The organism is Planktothrix serta PCC 8927 (assembly GCF_900010725.2).
In the GTDB taxonomy this organism is placed as follows: Bacteria; Cyanobacteriota; Cyanobacteriia; order Cyanobacteriales; family Microcoleaceae; genus Planktothrix; species Planktothrix serta.
This window is the reverse complement of record NZ_LR734832.1, coordinates 65,561-90,093: the sequence shown is the minus strand read 5'-3', so window position 1 is coordinate 90,093 and position 24,533 is coordinate 65,561. Positions and strand designations below refer to the sequence as shown.

Below are 24,533 nucleotides of genomic sequence, written 5' to 3'. Positions count from 1 at the left end.
AAAGTTCGGGCTAAGAGCTAAAGTCATCTAAAGATGACTAAAACTGTTCTTCATTAACCCGTTTTAACGGGTTTTAGCTTTGAGCCTGTTCGCGCAGCGTTGCGTAGCAATAATTGATTTCAAGGCTTTTAGCACGATTGTTGACACTGATGGGCGCGCCTCGACCCTACACACCGAAGGTCGGTATTTTTTATAGATAGAATTAAACATCATCATCGTCATCCTCATCAATTGCATCATCGGAATCATCGGGAGCAATTTCGCTATATTTTTGATCATCTTCTTTCGATTTTAACAAACAACTGACATAAGGAATTTTCCTTTGATTCAAAAGTTCTTCAATTTTGGCTTGCGTTGACTTAAAACGTAACGCCGCTATCCAGTCTATAAGTTCACTAATACTAATCTTTTTACCAAAATCTCCTTTATCCTCTGTCATCTGCTTTCTAATGGCTAAAAACCGATTTAATGCCAAATTCAGCAGAGAATCTGACCAATCTTCACCAAATCTGGCTATAATAATTTTTTCTAATTCTGAACGTTTAGGAAATTCAATATAATGATATAAACATCGACGCAAAAAAGCATCGGATAACTTTTTCTGAGCATTACTGGTAATTAAAATAATCGGTGCATAGTCCTCCTTGGCGCAAATTTCTTCCCCAGTTTCTCGAACAACGAGCTTTTTTTCTTCTAATTCTAATAGTAAATCATTGGGAAAATCCGTATCCGCCTTATCAATTTCATCTATTAAAACAATCATCCGTTGCTTATTTTGAGAGGCTTTAAACGCTTCACCAATAGCCTCCCATTTGATATAGGCTGTATGAGAGGGATCGTTTAATCTAGCTTTAATCTTATCTTTTTCCTGGGGATCTGTAGCTACGAGTTGAGCATCATAAAGTCGTCTGACCGCATCATAACAATATAAACCATTCTTCGCTTGATCCGTTGATTTAATATACCAAGCTTTATAGGGCCATTTTGTTTGCGATCGCTTGCTAAATTCATAGGCGATCGCTTTAGCTAATTTAGTTTTACCACATCCGGGTTCCCCTTCTAATAATAACGGACGTTTGAGTTTAATCGCTAAATTCACCGCATCAATTAACCCCGGACTGATCTTCGCTAAATAGGGATAAAGGCGTTCTTGAGTCTCAGGATCTCTTTCTCCCGGATCAGGTTGAAATTCACGTTCTCCGGTAAACTTAGGGTTAATTGGATCTAAAGTTTCAGCCATGATTGTTTGTAGTTCTCCCAGTTATTTAATATAAATTTATAAAAGATTTCTAAAACCATTTCCGGTTTGATCATATCAGAGTTATCAGGAATTATTACATCAGATTTCCTCCAAATTTCTTCTAAAAATTTTTCTGGATCTTCAGGGAAATTTAACTCTTTTCTCCATTTAGACATTTTAGTGATAATGTTTTGTTCCTCGATCCAGTTAATGACATCAGTTTTGGAAAAATGCGACACAATAGGAATTTCATTTTGAAATAGCTCAACGTTAGAACTTGTAGGACAAGAAGCCAAATCAAGCCAAACAAAGACTATTTTAGGTTTAAATAATTTTCCATCTAATTTTTTTAACCGTTGGATGAGTGGTTCATCCATATACCTCACAAACTCGTCTAAGTCTTTAACTTGATTCAGGTCAGAAGTTTTTATAGAAATAATAATATTTCTTTTATCTCTCTTTAAAGCTTCAATAATTTCTTCGGCTATTTCTTGAGCCTTGATACTTCCTTTATCTATTTTTTTATTGAGGTTTTTTGTTGGCATTCCAATCTCATAAATCAACTTTTTAATTGTCTCTTGTCGGTTGCAAAAAACAAGCGTATTGTCAAAATCAATATGAATTGTTTGCCATTGTTGGTCAATAGACTTAAAAAATGTTTTAAATAACCAAAATAAATATAAATTATAATTTGACTTTTTGCTTTGAAAATTAGGGATTTTAAAACCGATCAGTGGAGATTCACAAAAGTTTTTATAACATTCAATTTGTGAGTTATGATCTAATTTACAAAGTACAATTTCTAATTGTTCAAAATCAGGAAGATCTTCAAAAAGTTGATCCCTTGATCCTATTTCTTGCCAATTTTCACCCAGAAATTCACAGAATAACTTAAAAGCACTCTCCCTAATGCCGTTTCCGTTTCTAAAATTATCCCAAATTCCGCGAGAATTAAATTTTATTGTTAAATAACCATCTAAAAATTCTTGTAAATTACAATATTGCTTAGTTTCTACATAATATGATCTGATATCTTCTAAAGATAAATGATCCGTTTGGAATATAGGAAATTCTTCTATAATCAGTTCTACAGATTCTTGAGAAATAATTTTTTTCTCAAGTAAATACTGAAAATCTTCTTGACCTATTCTGTCCTTAATATATCCTGCTCGTAAAGCCAAAGCTTTTGCTATCCGATATTTGGCAAATTCCCATCGCAGCGTAATCATACCCCTGCAATTGATTAATGTCTGAATCCTATTTAACTGATCGTCACGAATTCTCAATTTCCCTACCATAGCACCAGAATTTTGTCAACGATCTGCAAAATTGTTGAATTTTGAAGATCCTTTTTTAATTAAAGCGAATCGAAGATCATATCAATATCAGGACAAATCAAGGGTTTTCCCACTGTCTTGAGCCAACGTCACCGAACCTTGAAAACTGCATAAAAACGGTTTACCTCTCTCTGTAAGAGTAAGGAAGCCGTTGACCACTATTGACCAACGACAAACAAATTTACTTATTATGTCTTCTAGCTTAACAGCATCACAGGCTCAATTTCAACGATCGATCTTTTTTGATTTCCAAAGGGCCAAATCTAGCGCCAACTACCGGAAACGCTTGGCTATTTGGTATCTGGAGTGCAAGGGTCATACCCTCAACCGTCGTGATCAAAAAGCATTCAGTGAATGGGTACGCCTACTTTATCAAAAACTGCCGTTTCTAGTGGAATATGTTGCGGGACAGCCCTATAAAACGGCTTCTGAAATGACTGAGGATGTGCGTCAAACAGGGGTGTTAAAGATTAGCACTGATTTCAATGATCCGGTTGTTTTGACTCCTGAATATAACCTTTTTTATCGGGCTATTCATGACAGTCATCATATCTTAGGAGGGTGGGATTTTTCTTGGGAGGGAGAGTTAGCAGCTTGTCAATATTTCTGCTCTCTGACTAACAATCGATTATATCACAGAATTTTGTTTTCCGAGTTGATTTTACAGGCAGCAGCTTATCTTTATTTGGGGGATTTTCCTCAAGAACAAAAACTTGTTTTAAGCCTTCCCTATTAAACCTAAATCCATAGGGGCGAGGCGCGCCTCGCCCCTACACAAGCTATCGGTAAACTGAATTAGGAGGACAGATGACACTGCAACACATTCAACAGATTATGCTAGAAATGGCACAAGATAATTCCACCTTAAAAACAGCATTTGAACAATTAAATCAAAATGCGATCGCCTTTCCCCAAAACTCCGTTGTTGTTTCCCCCATTTTAAAGATTATCCAGTCTTCACCCCCTAATATTAGCTGTTGCGAATCCTGTATTACTATCCCTTTTCCTCAACAGTATTCTAATCAAATTCAAGGGTTATCAAGGGATGTTGCGGATAGTTTAGGCGGTGCAACAGTCTTACCCAATTTTCTGGGATGGTGGAAAAACCAAAACGGTGAAATTATCCCTGATCAATTGGTTGTGATCAAGTCTTTTACTCAAGTTAAAAACTTAGCGAATAACTGGGAAAAACTCTTAGCTAGTATTCACTATTGGGGAAAAATGTGCCAACAAGAAGAGATCGCTATTGAGATCAGTGTTTTTGCATCAGGAAGTGTTTTGTTATTGATTTCTATTGAAAGCTAAACAGGAGGTTATATGACTTGTCCTAGAGATAAACACGGAAAACTATGTTGCGAAATCATACAGCATCCCGATCCCGGCCGATCTCAAGAAAGTTTTTGTAATTACTGCAAAGATAGATTTGTCAGAAAAGGGGAATGGGATTTTGATGGGGTTTGGGGGGTGATTTGTGTTCTATTTATTCTCCTGTTGGTTTTTATGTTAGCAGGTTGCAAAAAACCAGCTACATCTGTTAACGAACTTCCCAACTACTTGTCAACAATTTCAGAAAGAAGAAAATAAACTTGACGTTGTAATATTTTATTGTAGGGGTTGGGTCTTCCAACCCCATTTGCGCTAACTTCCGCCACTTCCGAGAATATATAAACTCAACAAAGTCCCACTATTCCATAAGCCGTGCATGAACATTGGAGCTAATAAATTGCGCGATCGCGTATACACAAACCCTAGCACAATTCCTAACGTCATTAACGGTAAAATTTCCGAAATATTTAAGTGGGCTGCGGCGAATAAAAACCCACTTAAAATAATCGCACTCCCCAAGGGAAGATAACGGGTTAAGGACGGTAATAAAAATCCTCGAAACATAATTTCTTCAAAGAGGGGGGCGGCGATGGATGCGGTGATAAAAAAGATAGTTAAAGCCACCGTATCCTGACTTTCTAATGCAATTGGTAATAAAGGATTACTACCGCCTTGTCCATCCCAAAGTTTCTGATTAATTAAAGAGACTAAAATCACCAAAGGTAAGGCGACCAAATATCCTCCTAAACCCCAAAAAAACCAATTGTCTTTAATTTTGAAGGTAAACCATCCTTCCGGTAACGGGAAATAGGGTTTAATCGAGAAATACAAAACCGAAAATCCCCCCATCATTAATAACAGATAGGTGATTAAAATATAAACGGCTTGAGTCCTGACATCAAAATTATTCAGATGAAGATGCAACTCTTGAAAAATTGCTCTTAAAGTTAGGGGAATGACCAGTTGACCCAATAATGAAAATCCCACGACAAAAACTTGTAAGATAATTTCTCCATTCCAAGGAATTAACCAAGCAACATCCATATTCGTTGCCAGAATAGAAGTTTTGCCTTTGAGGAGAGTTTGAATGCCTAAAACAATAGCTAATATCAATCCTAGGACTAATCCCATCCCCGGAATAGCACTAACAATCATTAACTTAAAAAACGCTTGTTCAGCTTGTTGCTGTTCTTGCGTTTCTAAAGCCACTAATGCCTCTGGACGCTGTTGTAACGTATAGAGTTTAACTAAAGCTTGATAACGAAACCAACCCTCTAACTGTTTTTGTAAAATTGGTTCAGCATCGGGTAATAATCGGGCGGGAGTTTGCCATAATCCTGTTAAAACTCTTGCCGTTTCTGCCGTTGTGTCTCTATTATTTTTAGACTTACTGGAATTCAGCAAAATATTCCAGGTTTTTAACGCTGCATCCGGTTGATCTAACTGAGTTTGTAAAATTCCGATTTGCAGTTGTAAATCTTGATTCAGATCTTGTAATTCTTTTAATGAATCGGGTGCAATTTGAGCCTGATTTTCTTGAACTTTAGCTAAACTTTTTTCAGCAGATTCTTGTACCTGTTGATATTGCTTATAAGCTTCCTTTACCGGAGTTTTGCCAATCAAATTATCCCGCACTGTGATTAAACTATCTTCTTCTATTTCCTTCCCTTGCCATTGGGAGGCATGAAGCAATAAATTGGTTTGATATAATTCCAAACGGCTTTGAATTTGCGGTTGAGTCCAACTATCGAGTAACGATAAACCCAAAAAGCTAACCGCCACTAAGGTTAAAATTGCTAGAATCCAGCGTTTCAGTGTCATAAGTTGCCAGCGTGAGCGTAAATTAATCCCAACTTTGAGCCAGAAACAGAACATTTTACCTGATGCTGTCCGAAACAAGGTACAATGACATCTGGCTTAAATTCCGCTCAACCGAGAGTCTAAAATTCCAATTCCTCAATTTAAAAATGACGACCCGTGTAATTCTTGTCCGTCATGGTCAAAGTACCTATAATGCCCAACGTCGAATTCAAGGTCGCTCGGACAACTCTGTTTTAACAGAAAAAGGTTCTGTGGCGGCGCAAAAAGTGGGTGATGCCTTGACGGGTTTAAAGTTCGATGCCTTGTATTGTAGTCCGTTGCAACGGGCAAAACAAACGGCTGAAATTATTGTAACGCGCCTGTCAAATCCCCCTCAACTTCAGCCCCATGATTTGTTGCTGGAAATTGATTTACCCCTGTGGGCGGGGATGGAACGTCAAGTTGTCCTAGAACAGTTCTCCGATGAATATCGAGCTTGGCATGAATATCCCCATGAGTTTTTTATGCGGGTTCCGACACCGGAAGGGGAAAAACAACATTTCCCGGTATTGGTATTATTTGAACAAGCCAAACAATTTTGGCGTGAAATTTTAAGTCGTCATCAAAATCAAACGATTTTATTAGTTGCTCATAATGGAATTAATCGCTGTTTAATTGCGACGGCTTTGGGGGTTGAACCTCAATTTTACCAAGGCTTGCAACAGTCTAATTGTGGGATTAGTATTTTGAATTTTACTAATATTATCCCCGGAGAATTACCGAAACCTGCGGATGTACAATTAGAGTCGATGAACTTGACCACTCATGTTGGTCATAAATTGCCTTCTGTGCGCCCCGGACATCAAGGGCCGCGATTATTATTAGTGCGTCATGGGGAAACGGAATGGAACCGCATGGGGCAATTTCAAGGGCAAATTGATGTGCCGTTAAATGATAATGGTCGAGAACAAGCCCGCAAAGCCGCAGAATTTTTAAAAGACATTAAAATTGATTTTGCGGTGACAAGTCCGATGGCGCGTCCGAAGGAAACGGCAGAGATTATTTTACAAGATCATCCGGGGATAGAATTACAATTAGAACCGGAATTTTGCGAAATTAGTCATGGGTTATGGGAAGGCAAATTTGAGGCGGAAATCGAACAGCTTTACCCAGGATTATTACAGGAATGGAAAATCGCACCCCAAACGGTTCAAATGCCGGAAGGGGAGAATTTACAACAGGTTTGGCAACGTTCTTTAATCGCTTGGAAGAAAATTGTTGAAACTTATAATCACCAACCTGTAACAATATTAGTGGTTGCCCATGATGCCATTAATAAGGCTCTTTTGTGTCAATTATTTAATCTGCCACCGGATCATTTTTGGAATTTTAAACAAGGAAATGGTGCGGTAACAGTGATTGATTATCCGCACGGAATTGAGGGTTTACCTGTATTACAAGCCGATAATATTACTAGCCATTTATCCGGTAGTATTCTCGATAAAACTGCGGCTGGAGCGTTATAGTTGGCGGTTGGCTGGTAGGGCGGAGTAACTCAAAGCGTGTCAACTTAAGTTCCCCTCGCCCTGAACTAAAGTTCGGGCTAAAAGCTGAAGTCATCTAAAGATGACTAAGATCATTCTTCATTAACCCGTTTTAACGGGTTTGTAGGGGCGGGTTCTGTAAGATCTTTGCTCATTAACCGCAACCCCACTGAACCCGCCCCTACACCGGAAATTTATTTCAAGGCTTTTAAGCCTTAAATTGACACGCTTTGGGTTCCCCCGCCCCTACAACTACTCACTGACACCCGACACCCGACACCCGACTATGAATTGTCAACTTTTAAAGCAAGTTCGTGTGATTGATCCGGTTTCTCAACGAGATCAAATCGCTGATATTTTAGTGATTGATGGTTATATTAGAACTATTGAATCTCAGATTAATGATTACCCTGAAAATACCCAAATTATTAATAGTAAAGGGTTAATTTTAGGGCCAGGATTAGTTGATTTATATAGTCACAGTGGAGAACCGGGATTTGAGGAACGAGAAAGTTTAAATTCCTTATTAAATGCAGCAGGAGCCGGAGGATTTACTCGGTTAGCTATTTTACCGAATACGATTCCGGCTATTGATAATCCAGCAACAGTAACATTATTAAAAGAACGTTCTCAAAAAGTCTTGATTAATTCAGGATTTTCTGTTCCTAAGTTATATGTTTGGGGTGCATTAACCCAAGATGTAGCCAGTCAACAAATGACAGAATTGAACGAATTAGCGGATGCTGGTATTGTCGGTTTTAGCGATGGTCAACCTTTGCAAAATTTAGCATTATTAAGAAGAATATTAGAATATTTAAAGCCTTTAAATAAACCCTTAGCTTTATATTGTTGCGATCGCACATTAGTGGTTAATGGAGTCATGCGAGAAGGTCATGATTCTATCTTATCCGGTTTACCCGGAATTCCAGACTATGCTGAAACTGCCGCTTTAGCGGCTTTATTAGAATTAGTCGAAGTGACGGGAACCCCTGTTCATATTATGCGGGTTTCTACCGCCAGAAGTGTAGAATTAATTGCTCAAGCGAAAGCTCGTGATTTACCGATAACAGCCAGTACAACCTGGATACATTTATTATTAAATACAACATCTATTAATCGGATTTGGAATCAACCTTTAGAAGATTCTGAAACCTTAGAAAATCCAACTCTTGTTAATTCTATTCCTCTCCCTTATGACCCGAATTTAAGATTAGATCCGCCTTTAGGAAATCCTGCGGATCAAAAGGCTTTAATTCAAGGAATTGAGACAGGAATTATTGATGCGATCGCCATTGATCATACCCCCTATTCCTATGAAGAAAAAACCGTAGCCTTTTCCGATGCTCCCCCCGGATCTATTGGCTTAGAATTAGCGTTACCTTTATTATGGAAAACCTTTGTTGAATCTGGGCGCTGGTCAGCCTTAGATTTATGGCGAGTCTTAAGCAGTCAACCTGCTTTTTGTTTACAACAAACACCCCCTTCTATTCAACCCGACCAACCCGCAGAAATGATATTATTTGACCCTCAACATCCTTGGACAGTTAATGCTAATACCCTGAAATCTCGCTCCGTTAATACCCCCTGGTTAGGGCAAAAACTTACAGGTCAAGTTATTAAAACCTGGTGTCCAACTTAACACTGCATAATCCGATGAACTTGCAACTCCATTGAGTTAGTGTAGTTTAGGATGGGAGATAACGTTGCTCATCACCCGCCACAAACAAACTTTACAACTCAACCAACACTTTTAGGCGTTCCGGTGCAGCGCGGTTGTTAGGTAGTTCCGAAACAGTCAAGCTTGAGAGGATTGGCTCCATTTTTGACGAGATTGAGCAGAAAACATAGATGCCATCAGGTAAGATTTACTAAGATGCTCAATATGGAAGGGAAAACTACATCTTGCCCAATACAAATCAGCCTCGGCTCTTGTCCTTTACTCTTGACGGTTGGACTGCCCTAGGCAGTCAGATTTCCTTGTCCCTCTTTGACCGCGTTGGAGTGTTGGTCGGGCGAAATGGGGCTGGAAAATCAGCTATTCTTGAAGGTTTTGAAGCTATCTCGTCGCGGGCTATTGGTAGGCTCAGTCGATTTCGGCTACTTGATAGTGATAGCATTCCAAAAATATTAGATATTAGAATTTCAACACCAACTGAGCGTCAGCTTAGATACAGGTATGAGCTTATATTTATACCCAGTTCTACCAACGACTCAGACTTAGACGAGTCTACAAATGAGAGTTCGGAGGAAAGCCAGTTCTCCTGGAATGATTGTTGCCAATATGCTGACGGAGATCAGGAAATCTTATGGACTACTGAAACTGGAGTAACAACTTTCAGCAATGGTGGCGATCCTACTATTACTATTCTTGGTAATACTAACTCGCTTCGGCAGGCTCATCTTCCAGAAAACTCACGACTGAAACTACCTGACGAGATGCAATGGGTTTATGCTGTTCTGAGAGGAGTCCGTCTTCTTGGAAAGACCCCTGTGCGTCAAACATCCAGGCGTCGCCCATCTCTTCTCCGGGTGTCAAGCCGAGGCATTTCTTTAGGTGCTTTTGGGTTGGCGGATAGCCTAGCACGTAAAATCCTTCGCCTAGAGATGAGAGAACTTGATGAACTTGAAAGTGTTTGTCGGCGGATTGGACTTGGAAACAAAATAACTGTACAGAAATTTGTTTTAAGTGAGGAACCTAGAGAAAAAATTGAGGATGAAGGCGAAGAATATGTTTCTTCAGTGTTGTTAGACGGAGTTAATATTGGGCTGCTCTCTGATGGAACGCTACGGGTTTTATCGATTCTTATAGAAATAATTGCTTCATATCCTAATGCAACGACAATAATTGAAGAGCCTGAAACACAAATTCATCCTGGAATGCTAGCAAAGTTACTAAATGAAATTGAAACATACACGCTTGAGGAAAATTTAATTCTCTCCACCCATTCTCCACAGGTAGTAGCATGGACTAGCCCAGAAAAAATAAATTTAGTTTATCGAAATCATGGACAGACAACTGTTCGGAAGCTAGGAGAGGAAGAGATTCATAAAGTCGTTGAATATCTTTACGAAGAAGGGGACTTAGGTGACTGGCTTTATAGTGGTATTCTCGATGAGTAATCCCTTAATAGCTCTAATTGCTGAAGATGATACAGACTGCGATACAATTCGGAAAATTGTACATCGCGTACTTGGTACAAATACCAGGACAAAGCCGTGGGCATCTAAAGGATGTAGCACCTTAAAAAGAAAGCTATCAGCCAAACTTAAAGTTATGTCCAGTGAAGGTTGTAATGCTTTTATCATTCTTCATGATTTAGATCGTAATCAACACAATAACTCTCTTAATGATGAAGCGAAACTGCGAGAGACTTTAGAGGCTGCTGCTTCTAAGGTTAAAGATATCCATAAACACATCTGCATTCCAATTGAAGAATTAGAAGCTTGGTTCTGGTCTGATCCAGAGGTTATCAAACACATTGGACGTGGCAAAGGTGAAGCGAAGGCAAATCCTCACTTGATTACTAAACCGAAAGAGCAATTAATAAAACTATCAATTGGTGAAAATAGAAAGCCCCGTTACAGTACAAACATGAATGTTGAATTAGCAGAAATATTGAATTTAGAGCTTTGCTCTAAGCGCTGCCCTTCGTTTGAAAGCCTTCTCGAATTCCTTCAATCCTTATAAGGGTGTTTACAAGCCCTTGTATTGGAATGTTGTTTCACTTTCAAGAGAGTGGTCTGCCTAACTATACATTATACGGAAACTTTCTGTATAACATACCTGATCAGAACGATATACGGAAAATTTCTGCATAAAACTCCCCAAATTGTATGTCCTAACCACTAAAGCGGTTGCTATAATTCTGGATTGATGTCGATAATCCTATGGGGATAATTTGTTGTTGCGCTTGAACCCATGTTAAAGAGCCCTGAAGGGCTCACTACGATTCAATCACCTTACCTCTAAACACAACATAGTTATAGATATTATAAAACAACATAATGGGAATTAGAAAACCAATAAAAGTGATCATGAACACTAAGGCGCTAGGGGAAGCAGCAGCTTGATAAATGGTGATCGAAGGAGGAATAATATAGGGAAAAACGATTAATCCTAAGCCTATAAACGTGATCAAAAAGATTAAAATAGTCCAAATAAAAGGTGTTGTTTCCTCCCGTTGCTTCAGACTTTTTAATAGCAACCCCACAAAAAGAAGACCCAAAATCGGAATCACCGCAAACACATAAATTTCTGGCTCATGAAATAACTTAGTTCGGATATTTTCAGAAACAAAAGGCGTTGTAATTGTGATTAAAATTGCACCGACTAATGTTGTTAAAGCTGCCAGTTTAGCTGTGCGATAATGGATGATTTGCAACTCTCCCTCAGTCTTCATAATTAAATAGGTAGAGCCAATTAAAACATAACCTTGAATTAAGGTTATTGCCACCAATAGCGATCGCCAATCTAACCAATCCCACATTCCCCCAGTAAAATGTCCAAGCTCATCTACCGCAATCCCTTGTAAAACTCCTCCTAATGCAAATCCCTGAGAAAGTGCCGCCAAAAAACTCCCCGCTCCAAAAGCAAAATTCCAGAGTAATTTGTTTTCTGCGTGTTCTCGAAACTCAAAAGCCACCGCCCGAAAAATTAATCCAAAAATCATCCCAAAAATGGGAATATAAAGAGCATTTAGGATAGTAGCATAAGCTAAAGGAAACGCCCCAAATAAAGCACCCCCCATTAACACTAACCAAGTTTCATTGGCATCCCAAACATTGCCCAAACTGGTCATCAAAATACTGCGACGTTGTTCATCAGAACTGGTGAGAGATAAAATCCCTACCCCTAAATCAAACCCATCTAACATTACATATAAAAGTAGGAACAAAGCTAGAATTACAAACCAAACCTGATCCAAAAAATGCGTTAAACTCTCCATAATTCTCCTATTGTTGAGTTTCTAAGGGGCGACTATCAGGGATATGGGTCGCTGGAGTTGTCTCTAATGCCTGTTTTTCTTCCCCAGGAATTGAGAGTTCTAAATTCGGCCCTTGGCGAATAATTTTACTGCCAAAATAGAGGGCAGAAATCAATAAAATTGTGTAAATTGTTGTAAATACTAATAACGAGCCTAAAACCTCTCCTGGCGGTAAATGAGACGCTGCATCAACGGTGCGAATTTGCCCATAAACTGTCCAGGGTTGTCGTCCCACACAACGCACAATCCAACCCGATTCAACTGCAATATATCCCAAAGGAGCGGCAAACAACCAAGCGCGTAATAACCAACGTTGTTGAGAAATTTCTGAAGCTGATAATTTTCCTCGCCACCATTGAAATACAGTGACTAGCATTAAACCTGCTAAAAAGAAACCAATTCCACTCATAATCCGAAAGGCATAATAAATTAATCCCACCATCCGAGGACGGTCTTCAGGTTTCCAATATTTCAGACCTAAAACGGGTTCAGAGAGTTGTTTTTTAAACTCTAATACATATCCTAAACCGTTGGGGATTGACAATTCCCAATCATTTTTTTGGGCTTTTTCATTCGGGAAGGCTAACAGCGTCCAATCAGCAGTTTCTCCGGCGGGAGTCGTTTCCCATTTTGCCTCTATTGCTGCTAATTTAGTCGGTTGATAATGATAGACTTGTTCAGCACTTAAATGACCAATATAAATTTGTAGGGGAGTTACCGCAATCGCCGCCGCTAAGACAATTTTGAAAGACTTAGCAAAAAAAGCAGGATGACGTTGATTCAGAATATACCAAGCACTAATTCCACCAATTACAAATAGGGAGGTTTCTAGGGTGGCGAAAAACATATGGAGAAAACTTTTCGCCATAAATGGATTTAGAATGGCTTGAAAGTAGTCATTAACGATAAATTTTCCATTAATTAATTCTGTCCCCGATGGCGTTTGTAACCAGGAATTGGCGGTTAAAATCCAGAAGGTAGAAAGATTCGCCCCAAATGCGACCATGATAGTTGCTAGGTAATGAATCCGGGGATTAACTCGCTCCCAGCCAAATAGCATAATTCCTAAAAATCCGGCTTCTAGCATGAACGCCATCGAGCCTTCAAAGCCTAAAATACTGCCAAAAAAATCTCCGACGGCTTCTGAAAAGGGTGCCCAGTTTGTGCCAAATTGAAATTCCATTGGTAAACCGGATGCTACACCAATTCCAAAGTTAAGAACATAGAGTTTTGACCAAAATCTAGCATGATAATAATAGTCTCGATTGCGAGTTTTTAGCCACAATCCTTCGACAATCACTAAATAAATTGCCATTCCTGTTGTGATCACAGGCCATAGCATATGAAAAATTGCCGTCAAGGCAAATTGAATCCGTGATAAAACCACAGTATCGGACAAAAATTCCATGTTTATCTCTATCAGTTCATCGATGATGAATTTAACATTATTCGAGTTTTTAAACTTAGTTTCACTGGAATTTCTTAATGTTTTACTATTTGACGTTTTGTCAAATAATTTTGATAAAGATATAATTTAATTGTAACACATTTAGCCCCGATTTTGCTATGCTCAGGCGAACAATAGAACCCTTCAGGGCTCACTAATGCACTTTGATATTGAAGAGGGCAAAATTTGGATTCAAAGGAAATCTTTGAGCGTTAACCATTCTTCTCTTGCTGCTTTGTCGCCAGAAGATTCATCAGGACATTAGCAGCCTCAGAACAATTGTACGGCGACCAGACCGGATACTCTTGGTTTGCAACAAAGAAGTTTGCATCTTCTTCTTTGACCAGTTCTGTTGCTAGAAACTGCATCAATCGAAGCTTGTCGATTTTTGGAAGTTCCTGGATTTGTGACATGAGTTCAGCCAATGCCATTTGACAATCTCCTCGTTTGAGGTTTAGCAGAAAGATTGGGAATGAAAAAGTAATAACTTGACCGATTTTAGATATAATTAAGTATAGCCACTGATGGCAGATTTTACAAAAATAAAAATGTGCGTATCTAGCAGAATCTTCATTTACCCACGTTCTGCGCGAACTTGAAGGCAGGCGGTAATTGCATCTCTAATATTTTGGAGAGCTTCTTCCCTAGTTTGACCTTGGCTGATACAACCAGGAATACTAGGGCATTCTACAATCCAAACCCCATCTTCGTCACGGTCAAGTGTCACAGTCAACTTCATAGGTTTTCACCGCCAGCTTTCAAACGCCAATTTACTCGTTATACAATGGGTTAAATTTAGATTCCATAGGTTTAGAAAACCACTGTATATTGCTGCAAACGTCGCATATAATAGATTCGCATTCCATGAAAAATTCGTTTGGCGAACTCATATTAGGAGTATTCTGAACACGAGTATAAACTTTCAAACCTGCATAGTTATTTGGTTGATAAGTTCCTTCACCACAGAAACGACACCGTGACCCAGCTTTGCCAGGATAAAAATGTTCATGAATTAAACGCTTAACTGTTTCTGCTTCTTTTTGGAGCTCTGACACACTGCTGCGCTTATTAAAGTCCTCAACCACTGATTTATCTAAAATCCTTTCTGTTATGTAGTCAAGCTGAGGATCGTTAAGCAATTTTGACAAGCTATCAGAACCTGTGTAAGCTTCCCTAGGAAATAATTTTGAAGACAATAAAAAGTATAAAATTTTCCCAAGCGAATACGAATCAACAGCCCAAGTTACATCTAAACTTCGTCCACCCTCTGATTCAGGAGCAATAAAGTATCTGGAACCTACTTGTTCTTCTGTTCCTGTCAAGCGGTTATCCTCGTCTTCAAAGTAGCAGATTCCGAAATCTAGAATAACGGGTTTCTGATTTTCATCAAGGATGATGTTATCAGGCTTCAAGTCACGATGGACTATTCCTTTTGAGTGTGCATACGCTACTACATCGCAGATTTCAATGAAGATTGTTAAAGCCTGAACAGGTTCAAGGGGGGCTGAAGCGAACTTACTTAGTGTAGAATCTGGATATTTCTTGGTAACGAAGTAGTAGGGCTCTTTATCAAGACTGAAATCAAGAATAGGCGCAATCTGAGGATGATCTAATTTCCTTCCAGCTTTAATCTCTTGTTTAAATCTATCAAGCCGCTTTTTGTTCTTCAGCCTTTTAAGGACACAAGTATCACTGAATTCACGATTTAAGTCCTCCACCAAGAATACGTTTGACTGTCCACCCTCACCAATCTGCCGAATATTTTTCCACCTATTTCCAAAAAGTTGTGCTGACATAGACATTATCCAATAATTACATCAATATAGTATCTAAACAGAATAACATACCAGATCGGAACGATATACGGAAAACTTCTGCATAAAACTCCCGAAATTGTATGTCCTAACCGCGCCAAAGCGGTTGCTATAATTCTGGATTGATGTCAATAATCCTATGGGGATAATTCGTTATAAGGAAGATTTTTACCTGCCAAGTTAAGAGGCTTTATTGACATAATCTATTGGCGGTCGGCTCCATCAATTTGTTATGCCGCGATCGCTACTGAGTTTACAAGGGCAAGTACAGGACGATGCCTTTCCACTCATCTTGTTCACTACAATCAATCAGTAGTAGCAATTCATCGATTACCTGCCTAACAGGCATCCGATCATTGATCACAAATAGCCCCGACATTTGCTGTCCCTGAGATAACCGCTCATAAGCAAAGTCTGGCATTGTTGCACGATCATGAGTTAAGAGAATGCGCCCATTGCTTGTGGCCCAACCTAGAATTTCTGGATCATCCACTTTTCGCAACCCAACATCCTGAACACGCAATAGGTCAAGATCTGGTTGACGAAGAAATAATCCTCGCACGATATCGCCATTAAAATTTTCATCACTCAGCAACCTCAACATAACAAAGCTTAGGGAGTTTGTTGTGCTAAAAGTCTGGATCGAATCAGGCTCAGATCAGGCTGAATTTCTGAAAATCGTTGATGAACGGATTCTGCTAGCTGTTCGCGCTCGTTCAGATAGGATTCTATTTCTTGCTGATGCCGAAGATAATAACCAATTGTGATGTAAACGTCAGACAGAGAAAGCGTTGAGTATCTTTGCACAATGGTTTCTGGAGAAGCACCATCCTGAAATCCTCGGATCACCAGTTCCAGCAGAACCCTTGAGTTACCAACCCGAATTGCTCCTGTTGCATCTTTTCTAAGTGGTGGGGACTCGCACTCCAAGACAAGACTCACAATTTTATCTTCCGCTATCTCCTGACGTACCATTGCCGCCATCTGATCCCATTGATCGTCTGTCGTGGCAGCGAAACAATTTTCCCATTTTTGCTCGTCTTGCAATTCTGCCAAAAATCGAGCAGCGATCGCATCCTGCTGATCGGGTGGAAGCTTTTCAATTTGAGCAATCGCTTGTCGAAGTAGTTCAGTCATAGCTTAACAACGATAAACACTCACTACTATGCGTCTTTATTGTAACCGTTGTTGCGCTTCAGCGCTTCCTAAAGAGCCCTGAAGGGCTTACTACTAGGGTATGGCAATTGTCCTTAATCGTCTGGCGCTTCACCAATCACTGGTTGCGAGGAATGCCGAATATGAAGAATACGAACTGTAGATGTCTCTTCCAAAACAGTAAACAAGATTCGATAAGAATTACGGCTTTGCCCATAGAGAAGCTGCCGAATTTCCTGGCTAAAATACTCATTTTCTCTCGCAAGTTTACACCGCTTTGGCATCGTCGATAAGGATTCAATAACCTTGAGTAGTCCGCTATACCATTGACTCGCTTGAGCAACAGATGTAACCTGCGATAAACGCAGAAACGCGCTATCAGCCTCTGCTTCCGCTACACTTGAAATCTCAATGCGGTATGTCATGCTGGCAAGTTGTACTTACGACGCTGTTCATCCGCAAATTCATTGAAAGAGCGGGAATTTCCTGCCTCAAAATCATCCAACCCTTGCTGAATACCTTTTATGGCTTCCTCCGAATCTTGTGCCTCCCACTTGAGGATGTTTGCTAAAAGATTGGCAGCAACTACGTTGATATCCTGCCCATCAAGGGCCGCTTTCTTGCGTAATTGTTCTTCTAATTCTGGAGATAGGTTAATCACAATCGTCATAAGATTATTTCCTATAGCATTCGCTCCTCACCCATTATTCTAACAGGACTGCAAGAAATAAGCATCTTGGAGGCTAAAGAAGTTACAACTCGAAGATCTAAGCCTACGGTTTTGGTTCCGCGCCAAAGCGGTTGCTATAATTCTGGATTGATAATAATCCTATGGGGATAATTTGTTGTTGCGCTTGAGCGCATCTTAAAGAGCCCTGAAGGGCTCACTACTAGGGTATGGCAATTGTCCTTAATAACTGTTCAATAATTGTTTTTGACCGTCTTCCTCCGGCTGGAATTAAACGATGGGATAAAACATGGGGGGCTAGATATTTCACATCATCTGGTGTGCCATAATCTCTCCCTAATAAAAAGGCTAAAGCTTGAGTGGCTCGATGTAAAGAAATTGCACCGCGAGGACTCACCCCTAATGTGATTTCATCCGATTCTCTGGTGGCTCTAACTAAATTTAGAATATACTGTTGTAACGAGGTTTCAATCTTAATTTGACGACACCAATTTTGAATTTCTAATACCTCATCCTGAGAAATACAAGGTTCTAAATCATCTACCGTTATTCCATCCGATAACCCTTGTAACATTTGCAATTCTTCTGCTTCCGTAGGATATCCTAAAGTTAGGGATAATAAAAATCTATCCATTTGGGCTTCAGGTAATGGAAAGGTTCCTTGATATTCAATCGGGTTTTGAGTTGCTATGACAAAAAATGGTTTGGGAACTAACCGAGATACCCCATCAACGGTAACTTGTCTTTCTTCCATTACTTCTAATAATGCGGACTGAGTTCGAGGCGTCGCTCGGTTAATTTCATCGGTTAATAAAATATTGGTAAAAATCGGCCCTGGGAGAAATTCAAACTCTCCAGTTCGGGGATTCCAAATATTAGTTCCGGTGATATCTGTGGGTAATAAATCCGGTGTACATTGTATCCGATGAAACTGTCCTGCTATCGAACGGGCTAGGGATTTTGCTAATAGGGTTTTTCCCACACCCGGTACATCTTCTAATAACGCATGACCCCCTGCTAATAAAGCTACCAATGTTAAGCGAATGGCGTCTTCTTTGCCTACAATTGTCCGGCTTAAATTGTGTTTTAGATGTTCAATTCTTTGTTTCATGGGATATTTTTATTGATAGTAAGACAAAATGCAATGGTGTCAATTATAATCCTGGGTGAAAGGGTGAAAGAGAGACGCGCCGTGGCTCGTCTCTACGTTGGGTCTAGTATCTCCTTGGCTTGTAAACAATCCGCCTTAATTTGAGTTTTAAGATCATCTAAACAAGCAAATTTCTGTTCGGGTCGTAAGAATTCTTCTAGGCTAACATTTAAAGTTTTCCCATATAAATCTCCCGACCAATTTAACAGATGAACCTCGACGGTGACGGTTTGACCTGCGACGGTTGGACGACAGCCAATATTCATCACACCCGGATGATTCATTAACTCAAAATTAGCATTATTTCCCGTTTCTGGAAGTGATTTTATCCCCATTTCAGAGACATTTACCGCATAAACCCCATAGCTCGGTAAAAACTTTTCCGGGGGGAGTTGTAAATTAGCGGTAGGAAACCCAATTGTTCGCCCTAACTGTTGACCCTGAACAACTGACCCGACGAGATGATAAGACCGTCCTAATAATTGATTGGCGCGACGAATTGCACCGTTTTCTAGGGATGTGCGGATTTCTGAACTGCTAATCCGTTCGCCATTTTCACATAAATATAAAGGTACGGTTTTAACTTTAATTCCGTGATGTCCGGCAATTTTTTCTAAATCTTTGACCGTCCCGGTTCGCTTTTTTCCAAACCGAAAATCAAATCCAACACTAATACAACGAGGCTGTAATTTTTGAATTAAAATTCTTTCAACAAACTCCCTTGGTGTTAAAGTTGCCATCTGTTCATCAAAAGGTAATAATACTAATTGTTCTACCCCCATCATTTTTAAGTATTCAACTTTTTCATCTAAGGGGGTGAGTAACTTTTTGGGTTGACCTGTAAAAAATTCTTGCGGATGGGGATGAAACGTTACCACTGTACTATAACAGGGTTCAGATTCTCCTAAATTGTTATCCAATAGCCCTCTTTCCCACGTCGATAGGGTGACGGGGTTGGTTAAAAGCATCTCTGTCCGTTGTCGGGAATCAAGGGGTGACTTGAGCTTTAAAATCGGCTGAATCACCTGTTGATGGCCACGATGTAAGCCATCAAAGTTTCCCAAAGCAATGGCAGTGGGCGTTAATACCGTATCAAGCGATGATGTTATCCACACGCTTCACATTTTACCCTACATTGAAGTTTAACCTGATTTTAAAACCCTATCGAGATTAAACAACCCCCTATTGTTTCAGCTTGCTTAAGAATTTCTTGATCTTTTTTTAGATTACAAAGTAGACGTGAGATTTCGGTTGCTATAGTCTGGACAGTTGATGGCGGCTTCAGATAAGGCGATTTTCGGTTGTACTGGACATTTGAGGTGATAGTCTCCCGTAAAGAACACACAATCTGTACAGGGGATTTGGTGCATTTGCTTGGCCCGTCGCACCGTATCCCGCATCGCAGCACCAATACTCCAAGCGATCAAAATTAAGAATCCCCAAGCTAAAACAAAGCAAATGGGCACTAAAAAGGGTTGAATAATCTGAATTAGGATTCGTAGCAGTTCCAACACGATGCTCCTCCTTCCAGGCGTTATTTTAAACCTGATTCTAACGCAAAAAAAGCCGTTGATCAGGAGTTAATCAACAAAGTTAGTTCAATTGTTCACCTGACTAAAAATTACTATCGACTTTGAATATCTCCTTCATCCCTTCCTTAGTGTCTTCGTGTCTTTGTGGTAATATCTACGTTTTTCTTGAAGAAACCGGGTTTCTAAGCGATCGCAATTTTTCCCTATTCTGATTCCATAAAAAATCCTATAATAAAATTAGGTTAACTCTTTTAGAAAAAATGTGGGAGCGTATTGATGCAGAATAATTCGCCCAGGTGTACAGAATTAAAGTTTGTGATATAATCTTTACATTATTTTTTAATTAAAAGTAAATCATGGGTAAATCAGTTCAAAAAAGTAATTCTACAAAATCAAAAAATGAAGAATTTGAAGGAATTACTAAAATATCTGTTGGTGGCTATAAATCTATTGCCAATCCCTGCTCTATAGAAATTCAAAATTTAACGATACTTTCAGGAGCTAATAGTTCAGGTAAATCTAGTATTATGCAGCCCTTACTCCTGATGAAGCAAACCTTGGAAGCAACTTATGATCCCGGTGCTTTATTGTTAAATGGTGCTAATGTTAAATTTACATCTACAGAACAAATTTTTTCTAAGATATCTTCTAAAAAATATAAAGATTTTTCTATTGAAACCGAAATAAATCAATCTAGTTCTATTAGACTTGATTTTTGCAAAACGAGTAAAAGTATTGACATAAAACAAATGGTTTATCAAGAAAAAGACGAGCCAGAAATAGTTTTACAGAAAAATATGAAGCAAGAAGAAATTGAAAATTATTTGCCAAAAGAAGCTAAAGATTTTTATCAAAAAGTATCAAGAATGTACCAAGACTTATTAAAAAATAATACTAATCATCAACTACAAGAAAAAATTCCTTTAAGCGTGAAAAGAATTAGATGTTTTTTAGATTTTACAATGATTTTAATTCCAGATATAGACTCTATATCTTCAACATTTTTTGGGTTTAATGACTTAAGAGTATTAGAAGAATATATTCGTAGTATTATTCATGTACCAGGTTTAAGAGGAAATCCAGAACGTACTTATCCAGTAACAGCAATTGGGAAGCAATTTCCAGGTACTTTTGAGCATTATGTTGCTAGTGTGATTAATAATTGGCAAATAACAAAATCTTCTAAACTTAAAGACTTAGCTAGATATTTAAAGATTTTAGGGTTAACAGGTAAAGTTGATACTAAACAGATTAATGATACTCAAGTTGAAATTAGAGTGGCTCGACTTCCTTGTAATTTTAATTCTAAAACTAAATCTACAGAGATGGTTAGCATTGCTGATGTCGGTTTTGGCGTTTCTCAAACTTTACCTGCTCTGGTTGCGTTATTAGTTGCTGAACCTGAACAATTAGTTTACCTAGAACAACCAGAAATACATTTACATCCTCGCGCTCAAGCTGCCTTAGCTGATATATTAGTAGAATCGGCGAATAGAGGGGTAAGAGTTGTGATAGAAACTCATAGTGACTTGATTTTAAAACGAATTCAATCCTTAGTTGCAGAAGATAAAATTAAACCTGATAAAATTAAGTTACATTGGTTTACTCGTGATCAAGAAGGTTGTACAAATATAACAACGGCTGATTTAGATCAAGCAGGGACGTTTGGAGATTGGCCAGAAGATTTTAGCGAAGTAGATTTAGAAGAAGAAAGTCGCTATTTAGATGCGGCTGAATTAAAACTCATTAATGAAACGAATTAGCTTTAATGAAGAATAAACAATCAAAATATTTGGTTATTGACGCTTCTGTTGCTCGTTCTTGTGGCGGAGAAGATGCTAAACATCCAACTTCAAAAAATTGTCGTGATTTTTTAAATGCTGTTTTAAAAATATGTCATTCTATGGTAATGACTCCTGAATTAAAAGTCGAATGGAATAAACATGAATCAACATTTGCTAGAAAATGGCGAGTTAGTATGATAGCCAGAAGAAAGTATAAATATTGTGAAAATGTAACGTTAACTGAATTAAGGAATGAACTTGAAAAGTTAAAGATGGAACATAAAATCTGAGAAGCGATTTGGAAAGATATTTGTCTTGTAGAAGCTGCGATCACTACCGATAAAATTATTATATCATTAGATGATAAGGTTAGGGATTATTTAGCCGAAGTTTCTGAAAATTTAACTGAAATTAAAGTAATTATATGGTTAAATCCTGACAAAGAATCTGATTCTATCAAATGGTTGGAAGAGGGAGCCAGATTAGAAAATAAAAGACTACTGGGCTATCGTGAAGAATAGAAACCGGGTTTCTGAGCGATCGCCATTCAACTCTTATCATTATTCCAGAAAAACTGCTAAAATAGAATCGGGTTAATCCTTTCAGGAGATTCAATCATGCAAGCATTTGAAGTCATGGGAACAGTGGATGAAAAAGGACAATTAATTTTAGATCATCACCTTGATATTAATATACCGAGTCGGGTGAAAGTGATTGTTTTAGTTTCTCCCCAAGATGAATTAGAATCCGATCCTGATGATACCCCTGTGGAAGAAATTAAAGCCAGTTTAAGACGAGCGTTACACGAAATGAAAACAGGACAAACCCGACCTCTATCTGAATTATGGGAGAGAATAGATGACTAATAATCATTCTCCTGCAATTTCTATCAGATTTGCCAATGAATTTGAAAACGAGTTATATCGGTTATCAAAAAAATATCGCCGAATTCGTGCTGATGTTGAACCGATTATTATAGAATTACAAAAGGGTAATTTTCTGGGCGATCGCTTACAAGGATTTGGGATCAATTATTTTACTTACAAAGTCAGGGTTAAAAATAGTAATATTCAAAAAGGCAAAAGCGGAGGTTATCGGTTAATTTATTGTGTTGAATCTCCAACTTCTATTTTACTGTTAACAATTTACAGTAAATCTGAACAGGAAGATATTGGCGTTAATCAGATTAATTTGATTTTAGATGAATTTTATGGTAATGAATAAATGTGCATTAGAAACCCAGTTTCTCAAAGAAACCGGGTTTCTGAGAGATCGCAATTTATCCCCTATCTCACAAATCCTCAACGTTGAATATGTCTTACACCTCAATTCAATGCAAAAAAAGCCAAACTGTAGGCATTTAAAGAACTCCCGACCAGAAAACAAAAATCCCGATCAGATTGCTGTGTTATCTGATAGAATAGAGTTTATGTTGTTTAAGCGTTAAGAAAATTTTCAAAATGTTTGATCATGAGATGGAAACAGCCCATAGACTATTAAAAGAAAAAAAATATGCTGAAGCCGGGAAAATATTTCGGCAAGTGTGGGAGCAAGGAGATAATAGCTATGCTGCCAGTAAATACTTGTACTGTTTACGCAAAGCTGGCTATCCTCAACCGGCGATTCAACAAGGTAAAAAAGCTTGTTTGCAATTTGAGAATAATAGTTATATTCAAGGAGAGTTAATTTGGGCGCATTATGATTTATTAAAAATGGCACAGGAGGAAGAAAATCTATCCAAAGTTATACAAATTGCTGAGACTATATTGGAAAATAAGCCAGAAAAAATGGCTTTAGAAGCAACAGTTTTAGGTGTTATTAAACTGGCTAAACAACAAAAACAGTGGCAAATGGTATCAGATTGGTGTGATCAAATTAATCCGGCGATCATTAGTGATGCTCAACCCTTAATTGGTGATCGAAAAAGTAAGTCAAATAAAGAAAAATGGTATTTTGCTAAAGTTAAAAGTTTAATTGAACTAGAATCTTGGCATCAAGCTCGTAGCTTTGCATTAGAAGCAGCAAAAATTTATCCTAAAGAAATCAATTTTCCCAGATGGGCAGCTTTAGGGTTAAAGAGTTTGGGAAAAAATCAGGATGCGATTGAAGAATTTAAACAATTAATCCTGAAATACCGAGAAGAATGGTATGTTTTTCAAGATTTATCTGATTTATATCAAAACACTAATCAATTAGAATTAGCTTTAAGATTTGCCTGTAAAGCAGCTTTAGCACATGGGGAAGATCACATTAAAATAACTTTATACCAAAAAATAGCCAAGCTCGGATTATTGATGAATAAATTAGAGATGGCGGCGATACATATTCAACTTTGCAAATCAATTCGTCAACAACAAAATTGGTCAATTAAAGCTAATTTAGAACAATTAGAGTTAGATATTGATCAAGCTTTTTCTGAACAAAATATGGAGAGGTTAGAAGACTGTGGTGAATTTAGTGATCTCCGAACAATCTGTCGTAAATATTGGCTAAAAGAAAGTTATCAAGGTTTACCTCGTAAAAAAGGGTACATTGAATCTATTCAACAGGATAAACCCTATGGGTGGATTCGTTCTGAAAATGGAGAGAGAGTATTTTTCTTACAAAAAGAATTGCCAAATTTTCTTAGAAAGGAAAAACTAAACGTTGATTTTGCTCTCGAAGAAAGTTGGGATAATTCTAAAAATAAGTTATCCTTCAAAGCCGTAAATATAAAGGTAGAAAAATAATT

The 24,533-nt window shown here is 38.3% G+C and carries 26 protein-coding genes; 11 read left to right on the top strand and 15 right to left on the bottom strand.

What is annotated here, in order from left to right; genetic code table 11:
• Positions 1-202 precede the first annotated feature (202 nt).
• Complete coding sequence (locus PL8927_RS03015; protein WP_083617479.1) at positions 203-1,240, bottom strand: AAA family ATPase; 1,038 nt, start codon at positions 1,238-1,240, stop codon at positions 203-205.
• A complete protein-coding gene (locus tag PL8927_RS03010) occupies positions 1,225-2,469 on the bottom strand; it encodes a hypothetical protein (protein WP_083617478.1) in 1,245 nt (414 codons plus the stop codon). Before PL8927_RS03010 ends, PL8927_RS03015 begins: the two co-directional genes overlap by 16 nt.
• Positions 2,470-2,767: 298 nt before the next feature.
• Between PL8927_RS03010 and PL8927_RS03005 the strand changes: the two genes are divergently transcribed.
• Entirely contained in the window at positions 2,768-3,313 is a 546-nt protein-coding gene (locus PL8927_RS03005) for a hypothetical protein (RefSeq protein WP_156093081.1), read from the top strand.
• A gap of 71 nt (positions 3,314-3,384) precedes the next feature.
• A complete protein-coding gene (locus tag PL8927_RS03000) occupies positions 3,385-3,882 on the top strand; it encodes a hypothetical protein (protein WP_083617473.1) in 498 nt (165 codons plus the stop codon).
• 333 nt (positions 3,883-4,215) lie between these two features.
• On the opposite strand, the gene PL8927_RS02995 is transcribed toward PL8927_RS03000, so the two are convergent.
• Entirely contained in the window at positions 4,216-5,724 is a 1,509-nt protein-coding gene (locus PL8927_RS02995; protein ID WP_083617470.1) for a CPBP family glutamic-type intramembrane protease, read from the bottom strand.
• A gap of 146 nt (positions 5,725-5,870) precedes the next feature.
• Here PL8927_RS02995 and PL8927_RS02990 point away from each other — a divergent pair, with 146 nt between their 5' ends.
• From PL8927_RS02990 to PL8927_RS02975, 4 genes are all read left to right on the top strand, one after another.
• Complete coding sequence (locus tag PL8927_RS02990) at positions 5,871-7,229, top strand: histidine phosphatase family protein (protein WP_083617468.1); 1,359 nt, start codon at positions 5,871-5,873, stop codon at positions 7,227-7,229.
• 304 nt (positions 7,230-7,533) lie between these two features.
• Positions 7,534-8,886: a dihydroorotase gene (locus tag PL8927_RS02985; RefSeq protein ID WP_083617466.1), complete on the top strand. Its 1,353-nt coding sequence runs from the start codon at positions 7,534-7,536 to the stop codon at positions 8,884-8,886.
• 290 nt (positions 8,887-9,176) lie between these two features.
• Positions 9,177-10,367 carry an AAA family ATPase gene (locus tag PL8927_RS02980; RefSeq protein WP_197047295.1) on the top strand — a complete coding sequence of 397 codons (1,191 nt, stop codon included), beginning with the start codon at positions 9,177-9,179 and terminating at the stop codon, positions 10,365-10,367.
• Positions 10,360-10,935 carry a DUF4276 family protein gene (locus PL8927_RS02975; protein WP_083617463.1) on the top strand — a complete coding sequence of 192 codons (576 nt, stop codon included), beginning with the start codon at positions 10,360-10,362 and terminating at the stop codon, positions 10,933-10,935. The genes PL8927_RS02980 and PL8927_RS02975 overlap by 8 nt, the downstream gene beginning before the upstream one ends.
• Positions 10,936-11,191: 256 nt before the next feature.
• Here PL8927_RS02975 and cydB read toward each other — a convergent pair whose 3' ends face one another.
• From cydB to PL8927_RS02910, 12 genes are all read right to left on the bottom strand, one after another.
• Positions 11,192-12,193, bottom strand: a complete 1,002-nt coding sequence (cydB, locus tag PL8927_RS02970) for a cytochrome d ubiquinol oxidase subunit II (RefSeq protein ID WP_083617461.1) — start codon at positions 12,191-12,193, stop codon at positions 11,192-11,194.
• A gap of 7 nt (positions 12,194-12,200) precedes the next feature.
• On the bottom strand, positions 12,201-13,640 hold the full coding sequence (locus PL8927_RS02965) for a cytochrome ubiquinol oxidase subunit I (RefSeq protein WP_083617459.1): 1,440 nt from the start codon (positions 13,638-13,640) through the stop codon (positions 12,201-12,203).
• Positions 13,641-13,891: 251 nt separating this feature from the next.
• A complete protein-coding gene (locus PL8927_RS02960; protein WP_083617457.1) occupies positions 13,892-14,110 on the bottom strand; it encodes a hypothetical protein in 219 nt (72 codons plus the stop codon).
• A 143-nt stretch (positions 14,111-14,253) separates the two neighbouring features.
• Positions 14,254-14,418: a type II toxin-antitoxin system HicB family antitoxin gene (locus PL8927_RS02955; protein ID WP_083617455.1), complete on the bottom strand. Its 165-nt coding sequence runs from the start codon at positions 14,416-14,418 to the stop codon at positions 14,254-14,256.
• A gap of 31 nt (positions 14,419-14,449) precedes the next feature.
• The gene (locus PL8927_RS02950) at positions 14,450-15,475 is read right to left on the bottom strand and encodes a serine/threonine-protein kinase (protein WP_197047294.1); all 1,026 of its coding nucleotides are present in this window, start codon (positions 15,473-15,475) and stop codon (positions 14,450-14,452) included.
• Between the two features lie 271 nt (positions 15,476-15,746).
• Positions 15,747-16,097: a DUF5615 family PIN-like protein gene (locus tag PL8927_RS02945; protein ID WP_083617451.1), complete on the bottom strand. Its 351-nt coding sequence runs from the start codon at positions 16,095-16,097 to the stop codon at positions 15,747-15,749.
• Positions 16,098-16,105: 8 nt separating this feature from the next.
• Entirely contained in the window at positions 16,106-16,630 is a 525-nt protein-coding gene (locus PL8927_RS28350) for a DUF433 domain-containing protein (RefSeq protein WP_231505897.1), read from the bottom strand.
• 113 nt (positions 16,631-16,743) lie between these two features.
• On the bottom strand, positions 16,744-17,073 hold the full coding sequence (locus PL8927_RS02930; RefSeq protein WP_083617450.1) for a type II toxin-antitoxin system RelE/ParE family toxin: 330 nt from the start codon (positions 17,071-17,073) through the stop codon (positions 16,744-16,746).
• Positions 17,070-17,318 carry a hypothetical protein gene (locus PL8927_RS02925; protein WP_083617448.1) on the bottom strand — a complete coding sequence of 83 codons (249 nt, stop codon included), beginning with the start codon at positions 17,316-17,318 and terminating at the stop codon, positions 17,070-17,072. The genes PL8927_RS02930 and PL8927_RS02925 overlap by 4 nt, the downstream gene beginning before the upstream one ends.
• 220 nt (positions 17,319-17,538) lie before the next feature.
• Positions 17,539-18,447 (bottom strand): AAA family ATPase, encoded by a 909-nt coding sequence (locus tag PL8927_RS02920; RefSeq protein WP_083617446.1) that lies wholly within the window; start codon positions 18,445-18,447, stop codon positions 17,539-17,541.
• Positions 18,448-18,539: 92 nt separating this feature from the next.
• Positions 18,540-19,601: a bifunctional riboflavin kinase/FAD synthetase gene (locus PL8927_RS02915; RefSeq protein ID WP_083617445.1), complete on the bottom strand. Its 1,062-nt coding sequence runs from the start codon at positions 19,599-19,601 to the stop codon at positions 18,540-18,542.
• 111 nt (positions 19,602-19,712) lie between these two features.
• A complete protein-coding gene (locus PL8927_RS02910) occupies positions 19,713-20,000 on the bottom strand; it encodes a hypothetical protein (RefSeq protein ID WP_083617443.1) in 288 nt (95 codons plus the stop codon).
• A 374-nt stretch (positions 20,001-20,374) separates the two neighbouring features.
• Between PL8927_RS02910 and PL8927_RS02905 the strand changes: the two genes are divergently transcribed.
• From PL8927_RS02905 to PL8927_RS02885, 5 genes are all read left to right on the top strand, one after another.
• A complete protein-coding gene (locus PL8927_RS02905) occupies positions 20,375-21,781 on the top strand; it encodes an AAA family ATPase (protein ID WP_083617441.1) in 1,407 nt (468 codons plus the stop codon).
• Between the two features lie 5 nt (positions 21,782-21,786).
• Entirely contained in the window at positions 21,787-22,092 is a 306-nt protein-coding gene (locus PL8927_RS02900) for a hypothetical protein (protein ID WP_083617439.1), read from the top strand.
• Positions 22,093-22,419: 327 nt separating this feature from the next.
• Positions 22,420-22,668, top strand: coding sequence for a type II toxin-antitoxin system RelN family antitoxin (locus PL8927_RS02895; protein WP_083617438.1), 249 nt, complete (start codon positions 22,420-22,422; stop codon positions 22,666-22,668).
• Positions 22,661-23,026 carry a type II toxin-antitoxin system RelE family toxin gene (locus tag PL8927_RS02890; RefSeq protein WP_083617435.1) on the top strand — a complete coding sequence of 122 codons (366 nt, stop codon included), beginning with the start codon at positions 22,661-22,663 and terminating at the stop codon, positions 23,024-23,026. Before PL8927_RS02895 ends, PL8927_RS02890 begins: the two co-directional genes overlap by 8 nt.
• A 236-nt stretch (positions 23,027-23,262) precedes the next feature.
• Positions 23,263-24,531 (top strand): tetratricopeptide repeat protein, encoded by a 1,269-nt coding sequence (locus PL8927_RS02885; protein WP_083617432.1) that lies wholly within the window; start codon positions 23,263-23,265, stop codon positions 24,529-24,531.
• Positions 24,532-24,533: the final 2 nt, after the last annotated feature.

Bases quoted from the DNA above. Each gene is read 5' to 3' on its own strand.
- PL8927_RS03010 (WP_083617478.1), bottom strand. From the start codon at position 2,469: ATGATTACGCTGCGATGGGAATTTGCCAAATATCGGATAGCAAAAGCT.
- PL8927_RS03005 (WP_156093081.1), top strand. From the start codon at position 2,768: ATGTCTTCTAGCTTAACAGCATCACAGGCTCAATTTCAACGATCGATC.
- PL8927_RS02895 (WP_083617438.1), top strand. From the start codon at position 22,420: ATGCAAGCATTTGAAGTCATGGGAACAGTGGATGAAAAAGGACAATTA.
- PL8927_RS02965 (WP_083617459.1), bottom strand. From the start codon at position 13,640: ATGGAATTTTTGTCCGATACTGTGGTTTTATCACGGATTCAATTTGCC.
- cydB (WP_083617461.1), bottom strand. From the start codon at position 12,193: ATGGAGAGTTTAACGCATTTTTTGGATCAGGTTTGGTTTGTAATTCTA.
- PL8927_RS02960 (WP_083617457.1), bottom strand. From the start codon at position 14,110: ATGGCATTGGCTGAACTCATGTCACAAATCCAGGAACTTCCAAAAATC.
- PL8927_RS02905 (WP_083617441.1), top strand. From the start codon at position 20,375: ATGGGTAAATCAGTTCAAAAAAGTAATTCTACAAAATCAAAAAATGAA.
- PL8927_RS03000 (WP_083617473.1), top strand. From the start codon at position 3,385: ATGACACTGCAACACATTCAACAGATTATGCTAGAAATGGCACAAGAT.
- PL8927_RS02950 (WP_197047294.1), bottom strand. From the start codon at position 15,475: ATGTCAGCACAACTTTTTGGAAATAGGTGGAAAAATATTCGGCAGATT.
- PL8927_RS02885 (WP_083617432.1), top strand. From the start codon at position 23,263: ATGTTTGATCATGAGATGGAAACAGCCCATAGACTATTAAAAGAAAAA.
- PL8927_RS02945 (WP_083617451.1), bottom strand. From the start codon at position 16,097: ATGTTGAGGTTGCTGAGTGATGAAAATTTTAATGGCGATATCGTGCGA.
- PL8927_RS28350 (WP_231505897.1), bottom strand. From the start codon at position 16,630: ATGACTGAACTACTTCGACAAGCGATTGCTCAAATTGAAAAGCTTCCA.
- PL8927_RS02990 (WP_083617468.1), top strand. From the start codon at position 5,871: ATGACGACCCGTGTAATTCTTGTCCGTCATGGTCAAAGTACCTATAAT.
- PL8927_RS02985 (WP_083617466.1), top strand. From the start codon at position 7,534: ATGAATTGTCAACTTTTAAAGCAAGTTCGTGTGATTGATCCGGTTTCT.
- PL8927_RS02925 (WP_083617448.1), bottom strand. From the start codon at position 17,318: ATGACGATTGTGATTAACCTATCTCCAGAATTAGAAGAACAATTACGC.
- PL8927_RS02955 (WP_083617455.1), bottom strand. From the start codon at position 14,418: ATGAAGTTGACTGTGACACTTGACCGTGACGAAGATGGGGTTTGGATT.
- PL8927_RS02995 (WP_083617470.1), bottom strand. From the start codon at position 5,724: ATGACACTGAAACGCTGGATTCTAGCAATTTTAACCTTAGTGGCGGTT.
- PL8927_RS02930 (WP_083617450.1), bottom strand. From the start codon at position 17,073: ATGACATACCGCATTGAGATTTCAAGTGTAGCGGAAGCAGAGGCTGAT.
- PL8927_RS02890 (WP_083617435.1), top strand. From the start codon at position 22,661: ATGACTAATAATCATTCTCCTGCAATTTCTATCAGATTTGCCAATGAA.
- PL8927_RS03015 (WP_083617479.1), bottom strand. From the start codon at position 1,240: ATGGCTGAAACTTTAGATCCAATTAACCCTAAGTTTACCGGAGAACGT.
- PL8927_RS02920 (WP_083617446.1), bottom strand. From the start codon at position 18,447: ATGAAACAAAGAATTGAACATCTAAAACACAATTTAAGCCGGACAATT.
- PL8927_RS02900 (WP_083617439.1), top strand. From the start codon at position 21,787: ATGAAGAATAAACAATCAAAATATTTGGTTATTGACGCTTCTGTTGCT.
- PL8927_RS02975 (WP_083617463.1), top strand. From the start codon at position 10,360: ATGAGTAATCCCTTAATAGCTCTAATTGCTGAAGATGATACAGACTGC.